Raw genomic sequence first — 25,357 nt, forward strand, 5'->3', positions numbered from 1 at the left:
TACCCAGTGACGCCGTGTTGGCACCGGCAGAGGGCGCAACATAGCGCAACTCGTACTCCGGGCCACCAGTGCCGTTAGGTACCAGGCCGTCGAACTGGAAGTAACCGTTCTCGTCGCTCTGCAGTGTCTCCTGCGGAACACCGTTGAAGTGAAGCTCCACGGTCCAGTTGGGCAGTATCTGCTCGTCTGCGTCTCGCTGACCATTGAAGTTGATGTCGTGCCAGAGATAGCCGCCGAGGTTGGCAATACCCGGCGTGCCACCCACATCGATGGCGACACTCGCCAGTTCGCTTACAGGAGGGTCACTCCACTGGGCGGTCGCGGTGTTGACCACCGTGTAACCTGTCTCGAGATCCGCACCCAACTTCGCCTGGAAACGTAGCGTGGCGGAGTCACCGACGGGAAGGTCACCGAAGGTCGCAGCAAAGTCGGCAGTGATTACCGGGCCATCAACGGTAATGCCTCCGGCCTGTCCATTCAGCACGGCCGAGTCTGCAACGTATGTGAGTACGCCCTCGCCCGCAGTCAGCAGGTCATCAGTGATTACCAACTGGCTTATCGGAACCGCACTGATATTGGTCACGCGGACAAGGTACTCCAGCGTCACCCCAGCCTCGGCGGCACCTCCACCAACGACCGCCACTTCCTTGACGATGGAAAGCTGCTGCGCATCCCCCACTACTACTTCGGTAGGCTGGGCGCCATTGGACGGGTTTCCGTCGGCGTCAGTCAGTGTCAACGGGAGTTCAACCGTACTCACACTGCCCTGGTTACTGATCACCGTACCAGTCGCAGCGCCCGAATCAACACGTACATCAAATACGACTGTGGCAGCCTGCCCTGAGCTGATGATGCCCTCGGCCGCGCCCGGCAGAGGTGGCGTCAGGTCAACGGAGGAAACAGGCAGGCCTGTGGCGATCCGGGCTTCACCACCGCCATTGTCGCTCACGGTGCTACCGTTCAGTGTGGTGCTTCCAGAAACGTAGCTGGTACTGGCCGGAATCAGGTCGGTCAATTCCACCTCGGTGGCATCCACACCACCGATATTATTGACGGTAATCGTGTAGCGCAGTGTATCACCCGGGTCGACAATACCAGCGGTAAGGTTATCCTCCTGAATCGCGACACTCTTCTGCACAACCAGCAACGGAACGTCACCGACAATATCAATGGTGGGGTCAGCTGGCGTATCGGTGCCCGGGTCATCGGATGGGACTTCATCAAAAGCACCGCTTCCCGCTCCCGCGCCGTTCAGGAAGCCCTGGTTGGAGACAAGGGTACCGTCATTGACATCGTTGACGGTCACCTCGAAAGTGATGACAGCTTCACCATCACCGGAATTGCCGGGATCGGCCAGTAATACCCCCTCTACTGATCCGGGCGAGGAGAGCGGCATTCCGGATGCCAGGGGCGTGCTGCTATCCACGTCTGGTACCGCCACACCATTTAGCGTGGTGGAATTTACAACGTAAGTGGTGTTTGCGGGCACCTGGTCACGTAAGAGTGCTTCACTGGTGTTTTCATCACCGATGTTGCGTACCCGCAGCGTGTAGCGCAGGCTATCGCCCGCTAACAGCAGCTCTGGATCCCCGCTGATGTCTCCGGAAGTTTTCTCAATCACGAATTCCGGGGCGGATTCGATCACCACCCGGGTCGGATCCTCATCACCGGCCACGTCGGGATCATCTGCACCATTGATGTTCGGGTCATCACTGTAGATCGGTGTCTGCCCAGGTAGCTGCGCCTGGGCCTGGTTGAGTACCTCAGACAAGCTGTCGATCACCGGCGCCAGGCTTACCTGGTAGACCACTTCTACCCTTTCCGAGCCGGAGCCACTTGCACCGAGCTGCAGGTTACGCACTTCCAGCCGGCCTGTGCCGGCCGTACCTGAAGTAGTATCAGTGGCGGAGGCATCCGCTCCCGCCGGCAGGGTTACCACTTGCAGCGACCCGGGTGCATAGAACGGCAAGCTATTCAGGCGGTCCAGTTCATCGGTAAGGCTGACACCGGTCACCTCCAGGTCGCTGAGATTGTTTAGCGTCAGTGTGTACTCCAGCACATCGCCCGGGCTGGCGCTACTGGCGGGGCTATCGCCTGCAGTGATGTTTGCCACAGATTGCTGGAAGGTAATATTCGGCACCGCCGCAGTGGTGGTAAATGCATCTTCGTGGTCCAAAACGCCGGGGCTGCCGTCAACGGGCGCCGGGCGGCTGTACTCGCGCGCATCCGGACCATTACTGTCCCAGCTATACCAGCGCTCCACCCCGGCAACATTGGTCAGCTCGTCACCATCCTGTGTATCGGGATCCAGGATGGCATCGTAGCTGAAGCGCAAGTGGTGATCCGCAGGCACCATTGCATTGCTACCGACCGAGGTAAGGGTCAAGACACAGGTCGCTTCGTCAAACGCGGTTGTGAAATCAGCGCCTGGGGCCAGAGAGGCCAGCGGGCTGCCACCCGCATCCAAGATTTCCGCTACAAAGTTTTCCGGTGGGGTCTCGCACATACCGCCCGGGTCGGGATTCGGCAGGATATCAGTGATGTTGATATCCCATGCCGGGCCGGTACCGGTGTTGTGTATATCGAGCACGAAAGTGCCCGGCAGGCCCGACTGCACACTGGCCGGACCAGCCTTGACCAGTGTCAGTGCAGTGGGCTCTACGACCGTCATTTCGGCCGTGGTATTACCGCCACCGGTACCCTGCCCTGCAGCCGTATTATCGTTATCGAAGTTATATCGATAAGTGGCACTGTTGGTGAAGCCCAGGCCTTCCATGTTGGGTGGATTACTGTCTCGCAGGCGAACTATCACATCGATGACAACGGCCTCGTTGGCCGGCACATCAATACCATTAGTGGTGTCCTCAATCACCAGATCAGTTCCCGAACCGGTATTTACCGGGGAGAATTCCCCACTGCCGGACACTTTCACTGCACCGACAAACACCAGGTCTGCCGAGGAGGCTCCCAGGTCCAGCAATACCTGTACGTCGTTGAGGGCGGCACCCTGGCTGGTACCCGGAATGGTGACCCGATACGCGAATGGCTCACCAATCGAGGCCGTCGGCTGGGTATTCTCGATCAGCAGGTCCTCGGCACTGGGGGTATTGAACTGCACGCCGACGGGAGTAGTGGGACCATAATCCTCACGCATACCCACATCTGCCGACAACCCCGCCAGGCCCGGCAGGTCGTCGTCATCCAGTGAGTAATACACCTCTGCGTAAGCACCATTCTCGATCGAAAGCCCGGCACCCAGGTTGTCATCCGCCTGGACCCGGTAGGTCATCTGCAGCGACTCACCCGGTGCGATGGCGTAGCCGGTCCCCCCGCCAAAGTCCCACACAGCCTCACCGGTGGCGGCATCATAGGCAGGCGCCACGTCGGCGATATTGGCACCGTTGACGATGGTCGATTGCACCGTAACGCCGCCCTGCCGCAGGCCTACCGGGACCAGGTCGCGGAAGACCAGGTCATAGGCCGGTGCAGAGCCGTTGTTGGTCACGGTCGCGGTGTAGTCGATGGTGTCGCCGGATGCCAGGGTCGCACCATCAGCCGGGCTGGAGCTCATTGCCACCGCCAGTTCCGGCTGCAGCAGGCCCAGCGTTTCACTGCCGGCGAGGCTGTCACTGCCACCGGCAATATCGCGGGTAAATTCGATATTGTTCGTGAGAGGTGTGTTACTGGCCGGCCACGGGTGAACATCCTGGTTCAGCACGCGTGCCCGGTAGCGGATAATGAATTCGTCGTTGGCGGCGTCGTTATCGCCAGCATTCACCAGGTCCGCAATGTCCCAGCTAACCGTGGTCGGGCCGGTGACGGGATCGCCGCCCTGGACCGGCTCGGCGATCTCGTTGTGAGTGAAGGGAGCAACCGCCGCAAACGGCGCACTGGTGTCACCATTCACGGCCAGGGTGCCGGCGAACACCATACCCTGTGGCAGGGTATCAGTAAGGACAGAATTCGGGTGACTGCCCTCCTGCAGGGTGACACGCACTTCGTATTCCACCAGGTCACCGACCCGCAGCTGGTTATCGGCAGTGTTGAAGCTGTCACTGAGGCGGTTCTTGGCGATGACGCTGTCGTTGGCGGCAGCCAGTGCGGCAATCTGACCGTCGATGAAATAATCGTTCAGGGCCGGCGTGGCAGTACCATTTCGCTCGTAGGGACCGCTGTTATCGTCGTCCAGGCTGGTCCATTCGATACGGCTTGTGCTTGTGAGGTCCGTCAACGCCAGTACAGCATCCGTTACCCGCACATCGTAGACCAGCTGTACAGTCGAGGCGGCAGGGATATCCAGGTCACTACCGGAAACATCCCAGGTGAGCTGCTGCGCCGTGGCAGTACCGTCCCCGGTCACTGCCGGATCGGCCAGGGCCGCCCCGGCAAAAGTGGCGGAACCGGTGACAAACTCGAGCCCCAGCGACAACTGCTCCCGCACCAACAGGTCAAACGCATCGGCGCTGCCTGCACCGCCCGCCTCGCTGATATCGAGCGTCAGTCGCAGGATATCGCCGGCATCCGGTGCGTCGCCGGGGGCAGTCTGGTTGTCGATGATTTTTGCCAGGGCCAGTTGCGGCTCGATAATGGTGAGCGGACCTGAATTCCCTGCCCCGCCATCGATCGCGGGGCCACCATCGAACTCCGCATAGGTGTAGCTGGCCACGTTTTCGAAACTGTAGCCCGCCTGGGTAGTGCTGTTGTTGGCGACACGTGCACGGATTTCAATCTGGGCGCGGGTGCCGGCGGGCAACAGGTCGATACGCAGGTCCAGGTTATTGCCGCTGGTATTGGTGTCATCCACTGTCAGGCCGTTGCCGCTGATTTCAGCAATGCCGGTGATTTCCAGTGCGGGATCAAGCGTATCGGTGATGACCACGTCATAGATGGCCGAGGCACTGTCCTCGGCCGGCACCAGCAGCTGGTAGACGACTTCCTCACCCACCACGGCGGTGCCGTCGGCTGGCTGCAGCAGGATCTTCTGCAGCGGGTCGACACTGGTGGGTGCGGTGTTCATCTGGAAGGGTTCAGGTACGACCACCGGACCATACTGTTGCGCGTCGCGCGGAGGCAGCGACCAGTATTCATCCACAGTGAAGGTATTGGTCCAGTCCTGCCCACCTCCGACATCGGTGTAAAAACCGATATCGTAATCAATCTCGAGGCACTGCCCCGGGTCGACGGGCGTATCCAGCGCGAACAGCATGTCTTCACCGCGGGCAGCCGGTGCAGTGTAGGTGTAGTCGGCTGGGTCCACTGGCGTACCGCCGATACGCAGCTCCAGGTTGGCAATCGAGGCCTGGTCCATCTCCGCCGGCAGGTCATCGGTCAACTGCAGGCCGTAGGCCGGTGCGTCGCCGGCATTACATGCCCGCAGCTGGAAGCGCATCACTTCGCTGGCCAGGTCCATGACCATGTAGGGGCTACTGCGACCGTCGCGATCGGTCTTTGCCAGGTTATCGAGCAGGGGCTGGACCACCGTAATCGTGGCGCTGCTCTCGAGCCGCGGATCGCTCGCCGGCGGGTTGCCGCTGGCGTCGGTGTAAGTCAGGCTGGCCGTATTAGTCAGCGCAGTGCTGGCCACGTGGGGGATGCCGCTGTCTTCGGTCACCCGGGCAACATACTCGATCACCAGCGGTGTCGCAGTGCCCAGCTCCCGTGTGACATCCCCCAGGTTCCAGACAAGTGTGCCGGTATCCCCGGCCGCCGGAACACTGGCCCCGGGGATATCCGTGTAACTGTAACCGCCACCGGCACTGTAAGGCGCCGCGTCATCACCATTGATGCTGAAGGAGTCCAGCGTAAGGCCGGCCGGCAGTACATCAGTGATCACTACCGCGTTGGTGGTGCCGGGCTGTACATTAACCAGCAGCTGATAGGTCGCGGTATCCCCTACGCGCAGGGTGCTGTCGGCGGGATCTGCGTAACTGTCGGCAACCACCTGCTTGTCCAGGCCGCTATTATCCTCGGTATTGATCGGGGCTTCGGCCGGCCCGGCGCAATAGTCGTTGGGCGCACTGGTAACCGGGCAACCGATGCCGTGACGCTCGTAGGCATCACCATTGGTCTCACTGTCATCGAGCGACGTCCAGTCCAGCACTACGCTGTTGACCACCGGCTGGCCAAAGACTGATTCCACCGTGGCCCGGTAGGTCAGCTCCAGGGTGCTGCCCAGTGGCAGGTCGAGGCTGTTGTCGCCGTTGTCGCGACCCCAGTTCAGGGGACCACCCGGCGTACCTGCGGGCACCGGCTCGAAGCCTGCTACCGGGTTGCCATCGACCGTGGCGGTGGGGGTAAAGCTGTCATCCAGGCGCAGCTCCGGAGGCAGGTCGTCGACCAGGTTGAGATCGAATGCATCCGCCGTGGATCCGCTGTGGGTAACGGTGATGACATACTCCAGCACATCGCCGCCCTGCGCCAGGGCGGGATCACCCGTCGTGTTGGTCACTGCCTTGGTGATATCCAGCTGCGGCTCCACCGCAGTAACGGGCGAGGTATTATCCGTGACATTCCGTGTTGTACCGCTCTCGCCGTCGAGGTAATTCAGGTTGGCACCATTCTGCAGCGAGTCCCCCGCATCTGTGGAAATGATCTCGTTGTCGACCCGGGCGAAATAGGTGATGCGGATGAGCGGGTCGATGCTGTTGCCGGCAGTGTCATTTTCACTTTCGGTATCCACCTGGCCGATACTCCAGGTGGCGTTGTTGGCTGTGTCGTTTCCGGGAATAGCGTTGAACGCGGCCTCTGCCGGGGCCTGGCCGTTGATGGCCTCGATGCCGACAAATTCGTAGGTGATGTCAAAGTCGGCGTTGTGCGTCAGCACATAGCTCGCCGAACCGCTGGCCAGCTGGTCGGTTACCGTGACATTTTCACTGACCCCCTCCGGCAGGCGGACCTCCAGCTGGAACTGTTTGTGCGCACCGATGGTTGGTATCACGGCCGGGTCCAGGTCGGACTTCGACAGTGCCAGTGGCGGCACCTCGGTCTGGCCTGCGGCACTGGTTTCGTAATCATTGACAGGATCGGCGGCATTGGGCAGCACACCGACACGCATGCCGTCTGCGGCACCAGCCGCGCCAATCTGTCCGGCCGGGTTCAGGGCGATGTCCCGCGACGGCAGCGACTGCCAGCGCCCCTCGATGGTATTGTCGAGGATCTCATGGGGGGCCACATCCTGTTCCACCTGGACATCAAAGGTGAAACTACGACTCTGCCCGGGCGCGATTCCGTAACCGGCGCTTGCCGGATTCCAGCTGAAGATCGGCGAGTTGGCACCTACGGTTGTGGTATCGGCGTTCTCGGGCGGATCGTTGCCACCGATATTACCCAGGTAAACCAGACCACTGTCGACGAGGTCATCCAGCACCTGCAGGTTGTAGGCGGTCGCCGATCCGGTATTTTCTGCTGTGACTGTCACCGTCAGTACATCTTCCGCATCGGCTTCTGTAACAGCAAATGACTTGGTCAGCGCGATGGCCGGTTCCAGCACTTCCACTTCGTGGGCCTCGAACGGTACCACCACCGGGTTGCCACCCTGGTCGATATAACGCGCATCTGCCACTGTGCCATTGCCACCATTGACCAGGATATCGCCGTCATTGGTGAACTGGCTGTTCTCGATCCGGGCAACAAACTCGATCTGGAAATCAAACAGGCTGCCAGAAACCATGGTCACTTCCTGGTCGCCGAAATCCCACTCCACATAGTCGTTACTGCCGGTGCTGGTACAGGTCGGGGTAATCTCACCGCCCGGCATAAATCCCGCAATATCGTAGGGGGCTGCATCCAGGTCCACCACGGGCGCATCGACGCAGCGCATGCCCGGTGGCAGGTTATCCCGGATGATAAAATTGCGCAGTTTGGATGCCGGAATCTGCGTGGTGAGCTGGTAGTGGATTTCCTCACCGACCACGGCGGTGTCGCGGCTGCCACCACTCGCAGTACCGTTGGACAGCTCGACCGCCGCCTTGGGCTGCGCCCGGACCTCGATAATGCGCATCTGCGCTTCTGCATCCGCGGAGCGGTAATGGCGCGCGCGCCCCGCCTCCGGAATGCCATCGGCGATACCATCATTATCACCATCACTGTCGATCCGGGGTGTGTTCTGGCTACCGAAATCCCCCTCGAGACTGTCGTAACGGGCAAAGAAGGTATTGGTAAACAGCTGCTGCGGTGCCACTGTCGGGTGGGGCTTGACCCGGTAAAAGAGCTCGACTGACTCGCCGGGATTCAGGCGCTCGAGGGCCGCGGACTGGTTGTAAGAGAAGGTGATCACCGCAGGCGTGCCCCCATCGGCACAGTTCGTAGCGGGATCATAGTCATTCTGGTTGGCAGCCAGGCCCACCAGGCCATCGTCTCCGGCGATGGTCTCAGCAATACCGTCACCATCGTTATCGATGCCGTCCGCGTCCAGGGGCTCCACACACATCTGGCCGGACGCATCCAGGGTATCGGTAATCACCAGGTCGTAGGCGGGCGCCCGATTCACACCGGCATCTGACTGGCGGTTGGTGACCGTTAACCGGAAAATGTAGGTCTGGTCACGGTGGCCCTCGTCGGTAAGGTCGACAAAATTACTGCAGCTGGTACCGAGACCATAAATCGCCTCATTACAGACCTGCTTCTCAACCTCTATAAATGGCTCGCTGATCGTCAGGTCCACCCGCCATTCGTCCTCGGTGGGGTAACCAGGGATGTCCGCCGGTACGCCGGCAGCATTGTCGACGATCACGGTTTCCCGCACCCCTCCGGTTTCGAAAACCGCTGCAAACGCCGACCTCGCGAAGTCGGTGCTGACTGCGGCATGCTCGTTGGGGGCAGCCACAGTATCCACCGGATCATTCAGGAAACGGCTGGTCAGGTCAGTAAGGAACCAGCGATTGCGCACATCGATGGCTCCACTCACTGCCCACAGTGGATCCACCTCACTCAGGGCACTGTTAAGCCCCCCCAGTTCGCTGATGGAATTACTGGCACTGAGTTCTGTGCACTGCGAAAGAGGATCCGGCAGTGTGACGTCGTTACAGTTAAGTGGTGTATGGGCTATATAACCCTGTCCATCCGGCAGGTCATCACCAAAGGAGACCGTATTGACCTCAATCAAGGTGTAGCCCGGTGTCTCAAAGCCGAACCAGCCACCAGCCTGGATCTCAACCGTGCAATCCTCCCCGGGAATCACCAGGTCATTGCTAAAGCCAGGCTCATTGAGTTCCGTGCACTGGCCACGGGTACGCTTGACCAGGTTAAAGCCCAGCACCCGGGCGCGATCACCATCGAGTGTGTAGTTATTGGCCAGTTGTTTTGACGGTGTGGTCTGACTGACATCTGCCGGTTCAGGGAAGCCCAGCGCAGTACCGTCGTCTAGAGTGATTTCACCCACCACATCGGCGCGAAAGGTGAGGTCGTCATCCCCGGCGTTGTGGTTCTTTTCCACCTCGAATATGACTCGCTCTGTTGTGCCCGGAGCGACGACGCCGAGGTCCGCCGCCGTACAACGATAGACAGTCGCCGATGCCGGGATATAGTCAGGATCATTCCAGACTGGATGTACGGGCGGGTTACCAACTTCCAGGCAGTTGCGGTCGTTATTGAGAACCGTCATTGCCTCACCAAAGGTCACGTATACTGCGTAGTCATCGGCATCGTGCCCACCGTTGTTGGTGATATCCACAGTCAGCGGCGAGGTACCTGAGTCCCTGACAATATAAAGAGGATAAATTGTCGAGACATCCAGGTCTTCCGGGTCCGGCGTGACCGGCGTGTTCACTACTTGAGTCGGCGGGTTGTTGGTTGAGCAGAAATCTTCCCAGTCAATGCTGAGGATATTATCACCAATTGGGATATTGCTGTCCGGATCTGTTCCGGTCGCGACGTTTTCTTCCGGGTTGTCCAGGTCTGCGACCACATCGTAAAAATCACGCTCGACTGTCACTATACGAAAGCGGACCCGGATCTGGTCCCCATGACGCATCATATTGAGCTGATCTGGATAGTCCGGGTGAGTGGTGCTGCTCAGTAACCTGAATTCAGGCTGGTTATTGTTCAGGGGATCTGCATCCCACTGGTTCCAGGTTGAGCCTACCCGCCATTGGAGCTCGTCCACCATTCCCGGGAAAGATCCGGCATAACTAGCACCGTGCCCACCATCAACCCCCCGGGTAACACTACCTCCCAGTATCTGCGGAGTGTAGGTGGTATCAACCACATACTCGTCAGGAAGGTCACTGGTAAATACTATGTCTTTTACAGAGCCGCCACTCTGGTTATTCAGGGTAATGGTGACAAAACCTGCGGCTCCCAGTGGCTGCGCAGTATTGGTGCCGGTGAACTCCACAGAAACATTGAGGTTGTTGTTCGACAGGGCTATCAGGTCTTCGGTCTCCGGCTGGTTACCCACATTCCCGGTAGCAGGATCGAAGATACCCCCGGGACCGTTGTTGGTTACCTCGCAACCCCATTGCAGGTCGTCCACCACATTAGTTGAGTTCTGGCAGGAGCTGGTGACCTTGCCCACCAGGTAAAGCACATTGGTACCATTGATGCTCACGTCCACATCGCCAGTCACACCAAACGGGTCGTCGACCGTAAAATCATTGAGGGTCTGGCCGGCGTCGATACAGGGGGATCCAACCGGTCGCGTACCATTGTTGTTGGCGATGGCCAGCGCGGAGGCCTGTGACGGGCAGGCGTAGTCAATATCGGTATTCGGATCCGGCACCAGGGTATCCAGGCGCACATCCTGCATCGGCGCATCACCGGTATTGTTGATCCGCACCCGCCAGACCACATCGTCATTGATATTGCCGTAGACATCGTTACTCCAGTTGGTCTGGTTTGCATCGACGTTGCGACCCTGGTTCTGGATCTGCGGGATGGGTTCCTGCAGGTCCAGGATTTCAGAGTCAGAGCTGGTTCCAGTTTCACTACCGCAGTACTGGTAACTGGCGCTGGCGGAGATACTGCGGGACAGCGGTGCTGCCACCAGGCTTTCCTCACTACCAGGGCGACTGCGGACATTGAAGCTGAGTTCGATAAAATCACACTGGTTATCGAATACATTTCCGTCACTGCAGAATGCTGGCGACGAAGCACCTATGTCAGTCAGTTCAATGGAAAGGCCATCATCACCATCGACCGGTGCTCCGCCAGTGATCGCTCCACCGTTGACAGATATGCTGCCTGCATACTCCAACTGGGGATTATCGAGGTCAATGTCGAGAGAGATGTTTTCCAGCGGTTCATTCGAAGGGTTACGGACGCGGACAGTTACCTGGCCTTCGCCACATAGCTCACAGTAGCTGTCCCCGTCGATACCTACTACCTGGGGCAGGCTACCCCCGGCCTGGCAATTCAGTGCAGCCTCGGCTTCAGAAAACGGCAACAGGCTTGCCGCACAGGAGAAAACCGCTCCTGCGAGAACCCTCTGGAATCCTGTCCAACCTATTGCATTCGACTTCTGCGCCACTGACTCGACCACCCTTTTGGACACCCATAAAACAGCAACCTTACTGGGCTGCCATACGGGCTGGCACGCCCGCGGAGCGGACTTTATAGATAGCGGAACTTACAGGCCGTGAAGCAGGTCTAAATTGGATTTTGTAGAATTCTTTCCAATAACTTTGCCACACAGTTCTCACAGCCAGGGGAGCTATGAGCAGGACAAACTGAAGGCAGGCAGTAGTTACAGGATCTGCAGAACGCGGGACTCGCTAGAAGAGGGAAGCCCCTCTCCTCAAATGAGGAGAAGGGCCGATGGCGGGATCAGCCCGCCGGCAGGAAGTCGATCGGATACAGGATGGTGATGGTTGGCACCCCGGCCTTCGGACCGAAGTTAAACCGCTTCACCCGCGCCGTAATCTTGCTGTTCAGTGCCGGGGAGTCCATATCGCTGGACTCGACACTCACGGCAGACACGGAACCATCCGGCTCGATCGTCAATTTCAGGACCATCTTGCCCTGGAGGGCCGGGTTCTTACGCAGCTCCCGGTTATAGATACGGTACAGGGAAGCCTTGTAACGGTCGAAGACGATCTGGATTTCTTCGTCCGTACGGGAAGGCCCGGTACCATCACTGAGCGGACGCTCCTCGCCGGCGAAGTCACCTTCGCTACCAATGGAACTCTCAACCCGGGAGAAGGCGACACCCTCCATCGACGAGCCGGTACCACCGACATTGCGGCTTATATTGGCACTGGCAATGCCACCGCTGTCGCTCTTGGCCGCTGCAGTAATCAGGGAACGCTGGCTGCGATTTTCCTTCTTACCCGCGGTACTGAGCTGGGTGCGCTCGCCGAGGCGGTTGTCGAGGTCATCCTCGATGAGGTCCTGGAAGTTATCCTTGAACGCCAGCACGCCGGAGCGCTCAGCCTTCTTGCGGGCCTGCTTCTTCTCCGCCTTGACGGGCTTGGGTTCTTCCTTGGCTACCTTCTGCTTCTCGGGCTCAGGTTTCTTCTCGTCCTTTTTCTCTTCCTTTTTCTTGGGCTCGGGCGGAGGCTTGGGTTTCTTTTTCTTCTCGATCACCAGCTTCGCCAGGCGCTCGGGAATCTCCACCACATCATCTTCCGGCTCGGGGACCGTCCACAGCGGTATGCCATAACCCAGGAACAGGGCCAGCAACAGGGATACCAGCAGGCATCGGCGGAAGCGCTTGTCGTCATCGCTCTGGGTATGCCAGGGCATCACCGGTACGCGACTGTCGGACAGCACCAGGTCGCGGGTTACCTCGAACTCGAACTTAGCATCCTCTTCCGCTCGGCGCAGTTGTTCGGCGCGGTCATCGAGCTCGAGGATATCCTCTTCGTAATGTTCGATCTTTTCCTGGATCCGCCGACGCCGCTCCTCGAGCATCTCGAGGTTGGTTTCGTAGACGCTGACCTTTCGCTGGACACGATCAACCACCGCACGGGAGGCACTCTGGCTGAAGTCATCAGACCAGAACATCTCACTGTGACCGGTTTCATCCAGCCGCTGGAGCTTTTCCGCAATATCGGCCAGCAGCTGGTACTGCTCGGACTCTGCAACCAGGTCTGCCAGCTTCGCCTCGACCTGGCTCTGCTCGCCTTCCAGTCCGCGAATCCGCCGGCGTACCTCTTCCAGCTCGCCGCTGACCGCCTGCTTTTGTTGATCTAATTTACTCACGAACTTCCATTAACCCTGAGATGCTTTCTGAATGACCGCTAGAGAAATCCGCGTATAGCCGGCCTCGGTACAGCTGGACATCACTTTTTTCAACAGGTTGAAGGGAATCGCCCGGTCCGCGAGGATATTGACCTCCGGAGGTTCTGCCGGTACTTCCTCACCACCTTCAGCAACGGTCTCTCCACCCTCTTCCTGTGCCTCCTGCGCCTCAGCTTTGGCGACACTCAGGGCTTTACCCATTTCTGCTGCCATCGCCTCCTTGATGGCTTCCACAACCGTTTCCTCACTCTGGATCAGGTCCTCGGTACTCATTACCGGCTTGGACTCAACCAGCACTTCCTTGTCGGTGACCATGAGTGTCACCGTTTCACGTGGCCTGGATTCGACCACCGAATCCGGCAGTGTGATCACCTTCGGGGGATCCAGCGCCTCGTTGCTGGAGGTGTTGGTCAACAGGAAGAACACCAGGATGGTGAATACATCCATCAGTGATGTCAGGTTCATACCCGGCGTCTTGCGTCGACGGCTCCGGGACATGCGTTTCATGCGTCGGCTTTCGTGTCTCACGGCGCATCTCCTATTGATATATCCGGAAAGAGCTCAACCCGCTCAACAGATTCCGGATCACTCGGGTCGCTCCCCTCACGACGAACTTCCGCACCGCGAATCGTATCCATGACACCGACCAGGTACTCGTACGGGATGTCCGGTTCCAGCAGCACCATAGCATCGGTCTTCTCAGGATAATTACCCTTGATCTTCAGCAGGAACTCACTGAGCTTGGCCAGGTCGTAGACCTCTTCGGTCTGGCGCAGGCTAGCTTCTTCCTCCCCGGCATCTGCTACAGGCGCTTGCTCACCTGTGGATCCCTCCGGGGACTCGCTTTCCTGCCCCGGGTTGGGGAAGCGGGCAATGACTTTCTCGCCGTCACTGATTTCCAGACGGTCCTGGCGAACTACAACCTCTACCGTGACAGTAGGGTCGTCCGGTGCACCACCGCCCGCACCGGACGGCATATTGAGCTCCATGATGGTGACGCGCGAGAAGACCGCCGACACCAGCAGGAACGGCACCAGCACCACCATCAGGTTGAGGAAGGCGGTGATGTCCAGTTCCGGAGCTTCTTTATCTCTCCCGTGGCGCCTTCTTCTCATTACGCTTTTTCCACTTCCGCTACTTCTTCTTCCTGCTCGGGCGTATCGGTCTCTGCCGCTGCTTCACTTTCTGCAGCAGCCTCGGTTCCAGCATCGGCGGTAACAGCCTTTTCCTGGCTATCGGCCTGCTGCTCGTCCGGCTTGACCTCACCGCGGCGACGCGTAGAGATTGAGATGATATTAAGGGCCTTGACAGACACCATTTCCAGGCTGTCGACGATTTCACCAGTCAGTGAGTTCAGCAGGGCGTGAACGATCAACAGGGTAATACCCACCATCAGGCCGAAGGCGGTGGTGTTCATTGCCACAGAAATACTGGCGGAGAGAAGGTCGGCCTTTTCCGCCGGGTTGGCATTGGCTACTGCGGTAAACGCCTCGATCAGGCCCATAATGGTACCCAGCAGGCCCAGCAGCGTAGCGATGTTGGAGAACAGGGCCACATATGGGGTGCGCTTCTCGAGCTGCGGGATAATCTCCATCATGCTCTCTTCCATCGCGATCTCGATGTCCTCACGACGGCGCACGGCACCCTGGCGGGCAAGCCCCATTGACAGCAGTTTGCTCACACCGGAGTTATCCTGCTTGACCAGGTTACGGGCCCGGTCGAAGTCACCGGAGGTCAGCACGGGCTGTAACTTGTCCCACATGGCGCGGTTGGTGTGCCGCTCGTAGACAAGCCGGATATAGCGCTCAACGGCCACCGCGGCCCCCAGCGCGAACACCACGAGAATGGGGTACATGAATGCACCACCAGTCTGGAAGAACGCGATTACGCTGTTGAAAAAGTCCATCACTAACCCTCTTGAAAATACTGCGGTAAGCTTCGATTTTAATTAAACAGAAAGGCTGACAGGCAATCCGTGCACATCAGGCCGGTTTTATTCGTCGGAAAGGCTGAGCTCGTAAAATTCAAGCTCACGCGCAAACACTTCCTTATCCAGCGGCTGCAGGCTGTCGTCCAGTAGGCTGGATACCAGCTCAGTCTCCACACCCACCTCGGAATTCTTCCACGGAACGATGTAAAGAGACTTGGGAGCCTCTTTGTTACCGATAATGGAAATACCAGACAGCTGCTTCACCTTGGTATCCACTTTCTTTTCGGCCTGCTCTTCCTGCGCGGCCACGGGACCAGCCAGGAGGCAAGCTATGCTCAACGGGAAAAGAAAGCGGGGGGAGAATTTACGGGAAATCATCGTCCAGCCCTCCTCTTGAGGTCCGCCATCCAGATGGTCACCTGCTGATCATCCGGATTTAATTGAAGATACTGGTTGAATTGTGCCAGAGCACACTGGAGATCTTGCAGATAGAGATCACACAAAATGCCTAAATTTTTCACCAGCGGACTGTATTCCGGATTACTGGAGATGGCGTTGGTGTAAATAGTGCGAGCCTCTTCAAAGCGGCCCTGTTTGCGGTACAGCACGGCCAGCTCGTTGTTGGCGGCAGCGTGCCCGGGATCAAGTTCCAGCGCCTTGAGAAATGATTCTTCAGCGTGCTTCTGGTCTCCGGTTTTATAGTAAGCAATCCCAAGGTTTACATAGGGAGCGGGAAGTCGCTGCTCACGCTCGATAACCTCGTTCAACAGCTCGATTGCCTGCTGGTACTCCCCGGCATTCAGATACTGCAGGGACTCCTCAAAGTCCTTGCTCACGCCACCGGCTACACGGACCTTGCTGTAATCCGTGACCTTGCCGGTCTTGGCAGGCCCGCCCGCGCAGGCGCCCAGAAGGAGCATCAGTGCAACGCACGCGGTTCGGGCCAGCATGTTGACTGGAAGATTTCTCATGAATTCCCTACCTCTACTCGTGCCGCCAGTGGCCGCCAGCTATCAGTGCCCGCGACCATCACGACTCCTGGTCTCCGCTTGCCGGTGCATCTGCCGTGGAGCTGGCTACGTCGGCCTCATCGCCGGCTTCCGCTTCCGGAATCTCCGGGATGGGGACAATGGTGGGCAGGAACTCACCTGCCTCTTCCGGCCGTGCGTAGCGCGCCGGCACCAGCGTCGCCAGCTGGCCGATACTCTTCTCGATCCAGTCGTTGTAGATCCCCATACCCAGCAGCTCCATGTTTTTCTCATGGACGGAGATACCTTTCTCCTCAAACGGGTAAATCTGTTCTTCAAGGGCCAGCTCGTACTCCTCCAGTTCTAGGGGAGAGAGGTTTTTCGGGCGCTCGGACTCTTTCAGTGCCTTGCTGAAATGGAGGTAGATTTCACCGAGATAATAAGTTGCCGCGGCGGTAACATCCGCCACCTGGTAATCAATCAGGTCGGTATAGGCGGCGATAGCCGCTTTCATGCGTACGCGCTTCTGGTTCAGGTTTTGCTCGATGGGCGCAACCAGCCTGACCTGGGTGAAGGCATCGAAAGTGGGTTCGGCAATAACCAGGGCAGCGTTGCCAGCCAGGTAACGGGTGCGATCGTTGCGCTGGCTGCCACCCTGCGCCTCAATACGCACCATCTGGCGCAACTCATCCATATAGGCACCCTGGTTGCCGGCCGCCTTGTGCAGCTCAGCAATCTTCTGGCGCGTCTCCAGTGCAGGTTCCATCGGGGTCGGGAACAGTTTCACGTAACGACGCAGGACCTCCAGGGCTTTGTCATTGCGCTTGGCCGCACTGTATAGGTCCGCAGCCTGGTTAAGCGCCTCTCGGCGGACATCGTCATCCTCAGCTTCGCGCTCAATCCGCTCGAATTCTGCCGCCGCCAGCATCAGCTGGCCACTTTCCTGGTAGACCACTGCCAGCTTTTTGGTGACTTCCCTGATCAGCTCGTGTTGCGGGAAATGCTGGCGGAAGCCTTTGAGGACTGCAGCTGCCTGCATCCAGTCTTCCAGCACAATCAGGGAGGCGGCCGCATCGTATTCGGCAGTCGCGAGAATGGTCGCACCTGGTGCCGCATTGCGGATACGCAGGAAGTGCGCTGCAGCCGTCGCGTGGTCCTCCTGCTTCCGGGCCAGGTCACCCTGCTGGTAGATCGACGCCGCCAGGTTATCAATGTAACCGGCGCGGTCCTTGGAGTCTGCGGGTGTCAATGCCAGCACCTGTCCGTAAGCAGCCTCGGCCTCCACAAATGCCTCGGTTTCGAACGACGCATGAGCGATCGAGAGCCAGGCCGACTGGCGGATCTCAGGCTTGGCTCCCGGGAAACGCTCGAGCAACAATTTGCCCTGCTCGATGGTCTGCGGGTAATCCCTGAGGCTGTACAGGTCCTCGACTGCCCCCACCATAACCTTGGCGGCGTCCTTGTGCTTCGGGAAGGTTTCGGCGAACTTCAGGGAAGAGCGGATAATCTCGCGCTGGAACGGTGCCTGTTTCTCCGGGGACGCATCCTTGAGCTTCTTGCCCAGGTGCTCACGATAGGCATACACCGCAGCGTACCCCGCCTCACTTGACTTCTTGTGCGCTGGGTAATCGTAAGCTGTGCGTTCATACTCGACACCGGCCTGATGGAAATCGCGATTCTCCAGCAACAGTCCGGCCAGCTGGAAATTGATTTCCGGGGCCTTGGGCTTATCGCTGAAGGATTTCAGGTAACTGCGATACCAGTGAATGGCCTCACGGTAGTTTTCTGCTTTTTTATCCTTGAGTCGCTTGTCCTGGTAGGCAGCATGATAGTGGCCGGCCAGGTCGATCAGGTTGGCCTGCAGGAACTCAATGACTTCGTCATATTCATTGACGTCGAAGACAGTCCAGTACTCAGCCTCCAGTGCGTAGGTGTTTGCGAAGGCTTTTTTCGACTCCAGTACCAGGCGGGGGAAACCACCCTTCTGGTAAATCTCGATCACCCGGATTGAGAAATCCGGCGCAACCCGATGGAGGGGATTCCGCTCCACGAAAGTGTCGTAAGCCTCCGCAGCGTCCTGGTAACGACGCTTGTCCAGGTAGTACTCCCCCAGGTGGCTATAGACATAGGATTCGTAACCGCGGGAGCCTTCACGCTCAAAGTACTCCACGATGGATTCTGCACCGCCGAGGTAAGAGAAACTCAGGCTGACGACGCGAAAGGTATCCTCAATATGCTTCCGCTCGACGTCGTTGCTCTGCTGCTCGAAGTCGTAGCCCTGTGAGACCTTGTAATCGAGCATGGCGACAAAGTCATCCAGGCCGCGCTCATACAGCTCCTGCTTGAAGAAGGCCCAACCCCGCTTATAGAGCGAAATCTCATAAAAACTCGACGATTCCCCCATGGCGATCACCTTGCCATAGGCTTCCTCGGCATCCAGGTATTTCTTGCGGATAAAGTAATATTCGCCCAGCCGGAAGTAGGCCTCATCGCTGTGGCGGGACTGCGGGTACTTCGCCACCATCTGGCGCAGGACTTCGACGGCCTCGTCAATCTGCCCGGTTTCCTCGTAGGCCCGGGACAGCTGGTACATTACCTGGTCGTTGCGTTCGTAGAGGGGATATTTTTCCAGCAGCTGCTTGTAGAGGCCGATCGCCTCGGCAGCGTTGGCGGCAAGCACCGCGTCGGGATTGTCACCGGGGACCGCCACCGGACCGTCGTCGGTGTCGATATCGACTCCCGCCGTGGCCCGCGCCTCAAATGCCAGGTCAGATTCATCGCCACGGGAGGCGATGCCGGATGCCGTCGCGGACGAACCGGAGGCAGCGGGAGCTGCAGCGGTCTCCGGCGCAGCCAGGCGCCCGCCCTCGCGCCGGCCCTGAGCATCAATCGAGACTGGTGCGCCACTGCCCTCGCCCCCTGAGGCAGCAATATCCTCACCCAGCGAGCGGGCCTCGGCCCGGTGCGCCTGCTTGATTTTCAGGTCGGCGATACGGCGGATCGCCTCCGGCGTAAAGGCGGTCTCCGGCGTTTCCTGCAGGTACTTCTGGTAACTGGCCAGAGCTTTCTCCAGGCTGCCATCGATCCGCTCTTCCTTGATCTCGATATCGACATTCTGCAGGCTGCCAATGGTCTGGCTGTCGTTCACCACACAACCGCCCAGCAGGGCCAGCAGCAGGGCGGCACCGGCGGTGCTGCCAGGCTGGCGTGCACGGATCGCACGGGCAACCGGGTTAACGGTCAGGGCTCGGGCATCCTTCACTGCGAAGCCTCCTCATCGGCGGATCCGGGCTCCAGCTCTGGCGGCGTGTCCTGCGGCAGGGGCTCACCATCAGCGGGCTGTTCCGGGCTATCTTCCTGCCGGGGCTGGTCTGCCTGCTCGGCCTGATACTGCTCGATCTTGCGCTGGTCAGCGCGCTGTTCCTGCAATTCATTTGCCCGGTCATAGCTGTCAGCGAGGGCGAAGCGGGCCTTGATCTGGTATTCCTCCAGTTGCGCACGACGACGCTCAAGGACATTGATAGCCATTTGCTCGAGCATGGTGCCCTGGCGGGCCATCAGCTGCTCAATCCGCGGCTGCACTCGCTCGATCCGGTTCCGCAGCGAGCGGATTGTTTCGTCATAGCCAACGTAACTGTGCGTGGCCGCCTGGCGGGTGCGGACATAGGAGTTGTAAACCTCCTGCAGCTCCTCGATCTCGGTGTTCAGCTCCTGCAGGTGCTTGTAGGCTTCGGTCAGGCGGGCGTCATACTCCGAGGCCAGGCGCCATTCGAGTATGCCCTCGAGGCGCGCCACACGGTCTTCGGTCTCTTCGCTGACCAGTGACGGCCGCGCTGCCATTGTCGAGCGGATACGCTCCAGTTGCCGCAGGCTTTCGCGTTCGGATGTTTTCGCAAGGAATTCGGGTCGACGGCTCACCAGCATCTGGTCAATCCGCTGGGCAAAGGTATCCCGTTGCTCGACCCGCAGCTTGATACGGGCATCCAGCGCCCGGAATTTGCTGTCCAGGCCCGGCAGCAGTGGCTCGTAGTACCCGCGGCGCAGGGCGATAATGTTCTCGTAGGCTGCCAGGCTTGCCAGCCATTCCTCGTTACGCTCAAACAGGTCATTGAGGTCCTGGTAGTTACGCAGGAATTCCTGGTAATCATTCGAAGCCATCAGGTCGAGGAGGTAGTGGGTTTCCGGCGCTCCGGGGATACTGCGCAGCGTTACCACCCAGTTCTTGACCTGGTCAGCCTCCTTGCGGCGCAGGGCTTCAAGGAATTTTCCCTCGCGGATACTTTCGATGGACTGGGTAAGCGTATCGACCTGGCTGCCAAAAATATCCAGTGCATGGCCATAGTTCACTGCTGCTGTACTGTGCACATCCAGCTTGCCGTATGCGAAGGGTACGGCCAGCAGGGCCTCATGAACCGACGCATTGGTTTTCTTCCGCTTTTGCAGGATCTTCCAGGGGACCAGGGCGCGATCGTAGCGTCCGGCGCGCGCCTCCACCCAGCCGGCGCCGAGCAGCGCCCGATTGGAGAACGGACCGTCGAGCTGCACGCGATCAAAATACGGCCGGGCCAGCTCCAGCTCACCGGCCTCCATCAGCCGGGAACCCAGCATCAGGTTGGTCTTATCATAAAGGGCCTGCTTGGCGCTGTCGGAGCTGCGGCGCTTACCCAGGGCAGTTAACTCGGAAATCCCCTCCGCCTGTTCACCTGCTTTAAGCAGGGCAATGCCCAGGTTGTACTCAACGAAGCCGGCCAGCTCCTCTTCACCTTTCAGGTCCTCGAGTAACTCTACCGCTTCGGTGAAACGGCCCAGCTCCATATAAACGCGGGCACGCAGGAAACGCTCCCTGGCACGTACGCGCTCGGGCACACGCCCCTCGATCATCTGCAGGGCATGCAGTGCATTCTGTGGTTGCTGCTTGTGATAGTGAATCCGTGCGAGGCGATAGGCGGCCTCGTTGCGAACCGGCTGCGGTACATTGCCCTCAAGAACGGCCTCGATCGCACGCCCGGCCTCCTGGTGCATCCGATAGGACAACTCCAGGTCACCAACAGAGAATGCGGCCTGGCCATAGTGGGCCGTAAAAGGATCCAGCTCAGGCTGGTCGAGCCGGCGGTACTGCTGGATCTCCGTATCCAGGTCGACAATCGCATCGAAGTAGTTGTCCTGGTAGGCCTCGTACATGGCCGCACCAAAGAACAGGTCTTTCAGGTCATCCTGGGATCGGTCAATCGCGCTCGCAACAGGAACAACCGCCAGCGACGCCAGGGTTGCGCCGATCAGGGTCGGTAGCAGACGGGGAAACATGCTTACCAGTCCTTGAAGTTGACCGCGGACTCGGAACCGGCAATCTTGATCTCGACAAACTTGGGACCAACCTCTTTCTCGACGGCATAGCTAGCCTCACCCGTTACTTCCCGGCCGGAATCAGTCTTGCCAATAAAGCGCACCTGCAGCGGATGGCTACCGGACTGGACATTGGCAACGTGTATTTTCTGTACGCCACCCTTCTGCAGGGCCTCGATTTCACGGAAAGTATAGAGGTGATGTGCCACCACCTCGCCGCCAAGCTTCAGCTGGACGGATTCCAGGTTGAAGTTGCGCGGCTCCGCCATGGAAACGAAGAAGGAGGCCTGGGTATTGGAGGGGAAAAGGAGCTTTTCTTCCAGCTGGGACAGCTCTGCTGTGAGGCCAATCACATCTTTCTTAACATCCTGGATCTGCTCGTCCAGTCCGCGAATATCGTCCCGGCTCACATCCTGGGCATACCCGACTGACGCCAGCAGCATGAATACTGTCACTTTTAGAATTCTGCTCATGATACCTACCTCTGACCCTACCGCTGACAACGAGCGTCGATGATGTCGCAGACCCGCGAGGGCCGCTGGAAACCCCATAATTGAAGGGGCATTCGGTCAGCGAGATTGTATGGCAATCGGGGGGCGGGCAAATGTGAGGCAGGTCAAATCTCGGATATTCGAACAATGTCGCGACTCCGAGCCGCGTAGTGGCTCACATTACTGTGAGTTTCGGCAGTAGGATAGAAACCACGGCACGGGCGTATAGACATTGCTGATGCGGCAAGAAAACGTGACACAACGCGCCGCCAGCACAACAAAGTCAGGCTGAACCAGCTATCCCCCAGAAAGTGACTGGCCGCTCAAGCCCGGATTTAACCTTCTTCCCGCGTCACCGACCCGACCTTAAAACAGCGGTGGTCAGGCAGGCGCTCGGCAGCAATACAATAAGCCGTATCGCAACGCCTTACCGCCCCCAGCCCGGGAGTGGAGCCCCGCCCGCGCAGCATCCCTGACATCAGGACAGCCACCAGCGTCAATGCCCGCCGCCAGAAAGGCTGCAGCCTTATCATTGACCGGATCACCCTACAGCAGAAACGAAAAAGCCCCGCTGTGCGGGGCTTTTCGGATTGCTTCAGATAACTGAAGACTTTTATATGGTGCCCAGGGCGGGACTTGAACCCGCACGGCCATAGGCCACTACCCCCTCAAGATAGCGTGTCTACCAATTCCACCACCTGGGCAAAAACTCAATACTCTTACTGCTGCGGCTCTTCTTCGCCTTCCGCCTGGGGAACGTCGTCAACGGCCTCGCCAGACTCCGCCGGAATCTCGCCTACCGAAGGCACTTCACCTGCGGCTTCGGATTCCACCTGCGGCACGTCGCTCTCCATCTCCGGCATATCGGTCGCCGGACCCTGCTGCTCTACTGCAGCCGGGATTTCAGGCAGGTCCGCGTCGACATTCGCCTCGGAAGCCTGCTTGGCCAGGATCGCCAGGCCAAAACTGGTTACGAAGAACACAGTGGCCATGATGGCGGTCAGGCGGGAGAAAAAGTTTCCACTACCCTGGCTACCAAAAACCGTCTGGGATGCGCCGGCGCCAAACGAAGCTCCAGCTTCGGCACCCTTACCCTGCTGCAGCAGGATCAGGCCAATAATACTCAGCGCTGTCAGGACGTGAAAGATTAAAACCAATTTTTCCATTTTCAGGAAACCCACTGTTCGGGCGCCAGGCCCAATTATTCAATATTCCGCAGTTCGCCGCCAGTCAGCAGGGCCTATTATCCCGCTGCACGACAAATGCCAGTAAACTCTTTTGCATCGAGCGAGGCACCACCAACCAGTGCCCCATCGATATCCTGCTGCGCAAACAGCGCTGCAGCGTTACTACCCTTGACGCTACCGCCATAGAGCAGTGGGGTCTCAACCCCAGCCTCACCCAGGCGCTCCCGGATAAAGCGATGTACTTCCTGGGCCTGCTCCGGAGTCGCGGTTTTCCCTGTACCGATGGCCCACACGGGCTCATAGGCAACCACTACACCACGCCAGCTCTCAGCTCCTGCATGATCCACCACAGCCTGCAACTGCGCGCTGATCACGTCCAGTGTCCGGCCGGCCTCACGCTCTTCGAGCGTTTCACCGACACAAATGATGGGCACCAGGCCTGCGCCCTTTGCCGCCGCAAACTTTTTCGCCACCAGCTCGCTGGACTCCCCATAGAGAGTGCGGCGCTCAGAGTGCCCGACAATTGCATATCGGGCCCCGCAATCACCCAGCATGTCCGCAGAGACCTCACCGGTAAAGGCTCCGGCCTCTTCCGCGCTGACGTTCTGGGCACCTACAGAGAGCTTTCCGGACCCCATCTTGCCGGCACTCTCAACCACCTGCATGAGGTAGGGGAAAGGTGGGCAAATCGCCACGTCGGCCACGACACCGGAAAGATCCAGTGCGGAAAAAAAGGCCCCGGCAAACGCCCGGTCGCCATTCATTTTCCAGTTGGCTACTACCAGCGGATTCGGCATGTGTGCTCCTTCAAGGGGCGCAAATCTTAGCGATATTGCCGCCAACATACAACCTTAATGTAACAGCGTTTTTCCCGGCGAGCCCGGCCCTCAGCCCGTGCGGACTAACTGTTGCCGATGCGCGCCACGACTTCAGCAATACGCGCCGCCAGGGTCTCGACCTGGGTCCGCTTCTCGCCCTCCACCATGACCCGGATCAGGGGCTCAGTACCGGAGGGCCTCAGCAGTACCCGCCCGCGTCCCGCCAGCTCGGCCTCCACCTCGCTGACAGCAGTACGGACATCCTCGTGGTCCAGCACCCCGTCCCGGTGTGCCAGGCGCACGTTAATCATGTGCTGCGGTAGCATCTTCATACGGGTTTTCAGCTGATCCAGCGGCTCATCAAAGTCGGTGATGGCGCGCAGCGCCTGCAGGGCAGAAATTACGCCATCGCCTGTCGTGGTTGAATCAGCACAGATGATATGCCCGGAAGATTCACCGCCAAGCTTCCAGTCATTGGCGCTCATCTTTTCGAGAACATAGCGGTCGCCGACCTTGGCCCGCTCAAACGGGATCTCACGCTCGCGCAGGGCCAGCTCGAAACCGTAGTTACTCATCTGGGTCCCCACAACCCCGCTGCAGCCACCCAGGAACTGCTGGCGATGTATCGCGATCAGGAACAACAACTGGTCCCCATCCACCAGCTCACCATTGCGATCGGCGAACAGCACCCGATCGCCGTCACCATCAAAGGCGATGCCCAGGTCGGCACCCTGCTCGCGTACCGTCTGCTGCAACAGGCCCGGCCTGGTGGACCCACAGTCGAGATTGATGTTGTGGCCATCAGGGCTCACTCCCACCGCGACCACCTCTGCGCCCAGCTCGCGGAATACTTTCGGCGCAATATGGTAGGTGGCGCCATTGGCACAATCGAGCACGATTTTCAGCCCCTCCAGGGAGAACCCCCAGGGAGTTGATGCCTTACAGAACTCGATATAGCGGGCTGCGGCATCGTCGATCCGCCAGGCTTTGCCCAGGTCCGCCGCAGTTTCCATCGGCAGATCCATGGCCGCCTCAATGTCCAGTTCCACCTGGTCCGGCAGCTTGCTGCCGTCGGCGCTGAAGAACTTGATGCCGTTATCCTGGTAGGGATTATGGGAGGCACTGATCACGATCCCCGCCCGGGCGTGGAATGTACGGGTCAGGTAGGCAATGGCCGGGGTCGGCATCGGCCCCAGCAGGCCCACATCCACGCCCGCATTGATCAGGCCGGCCTCCAGGGCAGCCTCGAACATATACCCGGAAATACGGGTATCCTTGCCGATCAGGATGCTGCGGTGCCCACCGCGCTTGGCGCCGGGCATCTGCCCCAGTACCTTGCCGGCGGCGTAGCCCAGGCGCAGCATAAAGTCCGGGGTGATCGGTCCCTCACCAACCTGGCCACGAATACCGTCAGTTCCGAAATACTTTCTTGCCATGCTTTTAC

13 protein-coding genes and 1 tRNA gene are annotated in these 25,357 nt (G+C 59.1%); all 14 read right to left on the reverse strand.

The window, feature by feature from the left end; all coding sequences use genetic code 11:
* On the reverse strand, nucleotides 1–11,380 hold an 11,380-nt coding region (locus tag ACH6CX_RS08160; protein ID WP_396675283.1), incomplete at its 3' end, for an isopeptide-forming domain-containing fimbrial protein.
* Between the two features lie 380 nt (nucleotides 11,381–11,760).
* Nucleotides 11,761–13,137: an AgmX/PglI C-terminal domain-containing protein gene (locus tag ACH6CX_RS08165; protein WP_233006164.1), complete on the reverse strand. Its 1,377-nt coding sequence runs from the start codon at nucleotides 13,135–13,137 to the stop codon at nucleotides 11,761–11,763.
* A 9-nt stretch (nucleotides 13,138–13,146) separates the two neighbouring features.
* Entirely contained in the window at nucleotides 13,147–13,704 is a 558-nt protein-coding gene (locus ACH6CX_RS08170; RefSeq protein WP_233006165.1) for a biopolymer transporter ExbD, read from the reverse strand.
* A complete protein-coding gene (locus ACH6CX_RS08175; RefSeq protein WP_334078682.1) occupies nucleotides 13,701–14,291 on the reverse strand; it encodes a biopolymer transporter ExbD in 591 nt (196 codons plus the stop codon). Before ACH6CX_RS08175 ends, ACH6CX_RS08170 begins: the two co-directional genes overlap by 4 nt.
* Nucleotides 14,291–15,082, reverse strand: a complete 792-nt coding sequence (locus ACH6CX_RS08180) for a MotA/TolQ/ExbB proton channel family protein (RefSeq protein WP_233006167.1) — start codon at nucleotides 15,080–15,082, stop codon at nucleotides 14,291–14,293. Before ACH6CX_RS08180 ends, ACH6CX_RS08175 begins: the two co-directional genes overlap by 1 nt.
* A gap of 87 nt (nucleotides 15,083–15,169) precedes the next feature.
* On the reverse strand, nucleotides 15,170–15,484 hold the full coding sequence (locus ACH6CX_RS08185; RefSeq protein ID WP_237062507.1) for a hypothetical protein: 315 nt from the start codon (nucleotides 15,482–15,484) through the stop codon (nucleotides 15,170–15,172).
* Nucleotides 15,481–16,077, reverse strand: a complete 597-nt coding sequence (locus ACH6CX_RS08190) for a tetratricopeptide repeat protein (RefSeq protein WP_233006169.1) — start codon at nucleotides 16,075–16,077, stop codon at nucleotides 15,481–15,483. Before ACH6CX_RS08190 ends, ACH6CX_RS08185 begins: the two co-directional genes overlap by 4 nt.
* Before the next feature lie 58 nt (nucleotides 16,078–16,135).
* Nucleotides 16,136–19,336: a tetratricopeptide repeat protein gene (locus ACH6CX_RS08195; protein ID WP_396675284.1), complete on the reverse strand. Its 3,201-nt coding sequence runs from the start codon at nucleotides 19,334–19,336 to the stop codon at nucleotides 16,136–16,138.
* The gene (locus tag ACH6CX_RS08200; RefSeq protein ID WP_334078681.1) at nucleotides 19,333–21,378 is read right to left on the reverse strand and encodes a tetratricopeptide repeat protein; all 2,046 of its coding nucleotides are present in this window, start codon (nucleotides 21,376–21,378) and stop codon (nucleotides 19,333–19,335) included. The genes ACH6CX_RS08195 and ACH6CX_RS08200 overlap by 4 nt, the downstream gene beginning before the upstream one ends.
* Nucleotides 21,379–21,380: 2 nt before the next feature.
* Nucleotides 21,381–21,890 carry a hypothetical protein gene (locus ACH6CX_RS08205; RefSeq protein WP_233006172.1) on the reverse strand — a complete coding sequence of 170 codons (510 nt, stop codon included), beginning with the start codon at nucleotides 21,888–21,890 and terminating at the stop codon, nucleotides 21,381–21,383.
* Between the two features lie 636 nt (nucleotides 21,891–22,526).
* A tRNA-Leu gene (locus tag ACH6CX_RS08210) sits at nucleotides 22,527–22,612 on the reverse strand.
* A 15-nt stretch (nucleotides 22,613–22,627) separates the two neighbouring features.
* The gene (secG, locus tag ACH6CX_RS08215; protein WP_334078680.1) at nucleotides 22,628–23,074 is read right to left on the reverse strand and encodes a preprotein translocase subunit SecG; all 447 of its coding nucleotides are present in this window, start codon (nucleotides 23,072–23,074) and stop codon (nucleotides 22,628–22,630) included.
* Nucleotides 23,075–23,151: 77 nt separating this feature from the next.
* Entirely contained in the window at nucleotides 23,152–23,892 is a 741-nt protein-coding gene (gene tpiA, locus ACH6CX_RS08220) for a triose-phosphate isomerase (RefSeq protein ID WP_396675285.1), read from the reverse strand.
* 104 nt (nucleotides 23,893–23,996) lie between these two features.
* Nucleotides 23,997–25,349 (reverse strand): phosphoglucosamine mutase, encoded by a 1,353-nt coding sequence (gene glmM, locus ACH6CX_RS08225; protein ID WP_396675286.1) that lies wholly within the window; start codon nucleotides 25,347–25,349, stop codon nucleotides 23,997–23,999.
* Nucleotides 25,350–25,357: the final 8 nt, after the last annotated feature.

The sequence above is a fragment of the Microbulbifer sp. JSM ZJ756 genome, from assembly GCF_044383805.1.
GTDB lineage: Bacteria > Pseudomonadota > Gammaproteobacteria > Pseudomonadales > Cellvibrionaceae > Microbulbifer > Microbulbifer zhoushanensis.

What these genes read in the sequence shown, in the direction of transcription:
- ACH6CX_RS08185 (WP_237062507.1), bottom strand. Translation starts at nt 15,484, where the DNA reads ATGATTTCCCGTAAATTCTCCCCCCGCTTTCTTTTCCCGTTGAGCATA.
- ACH6CX_RS08190 (WP_233006169.1), bottom strand. Translation starts at nt 16,077, where the DNA reads ATGAGAAATCTTCCAGTCAACATGCTGGCCCGAACCGCGTGCGTTGCA.
- glmM (WP_396675286.1), bottom strand. Translation starts at nt 25,349, where the DNA reads ATGGCAAGAAAGTATTTCGGAACTGACGGTATTCGTGGCCAGGTTGGT.
- ACH6CX_RS08200 (WP_334078681.1), bottom strand. Translation starts at nt 21,378, where the DNA reads ATGTTTCCCCGTCTGCTACCGACCCTGATCGGCGCAACCCTGGCGTCG.
- ACH6CX_RS08205 (WP_233006172.1), bottom strand. Translation starts at nt 21,890, where the DNA reads ATGAGCAGAATTCTAAAAGTGACAGTATTCATGCTGCTGGCGTCAGTC.
- ACH6CX_RS08175 (WP_334078682.1), bottom strand. Translation starts at nt 14,291, where the DNA reads ATGAGAAGAAGGCGCCACGGGAGAGATAAAGAAGCTCCGGAACTGGAC.
- tpiA (WP_396675285.1), bottom strand. Translation starts at nt 23,892, where the DNA reads ATGCCGAATCCGCTGGTAGTAGCCAACTGGAAAATGAATGGCGACCGG.
- secG (WP_334078680.1), bottom strand. Translation starts at nt 23,074, where the DNA reads ATGGAAAAATTGGTTTTAATCTTTCACGTCCTGACAGCGCTGAGTATT.
- ACH6CX_RS08180 (WP_233006167.1), bottom strand. Translation starts at nt 15,082, where the DNA reads ATGGACTTTTTCAACAGCGTAATCGCGTTCTTCCAGACTGGTGGTGCA.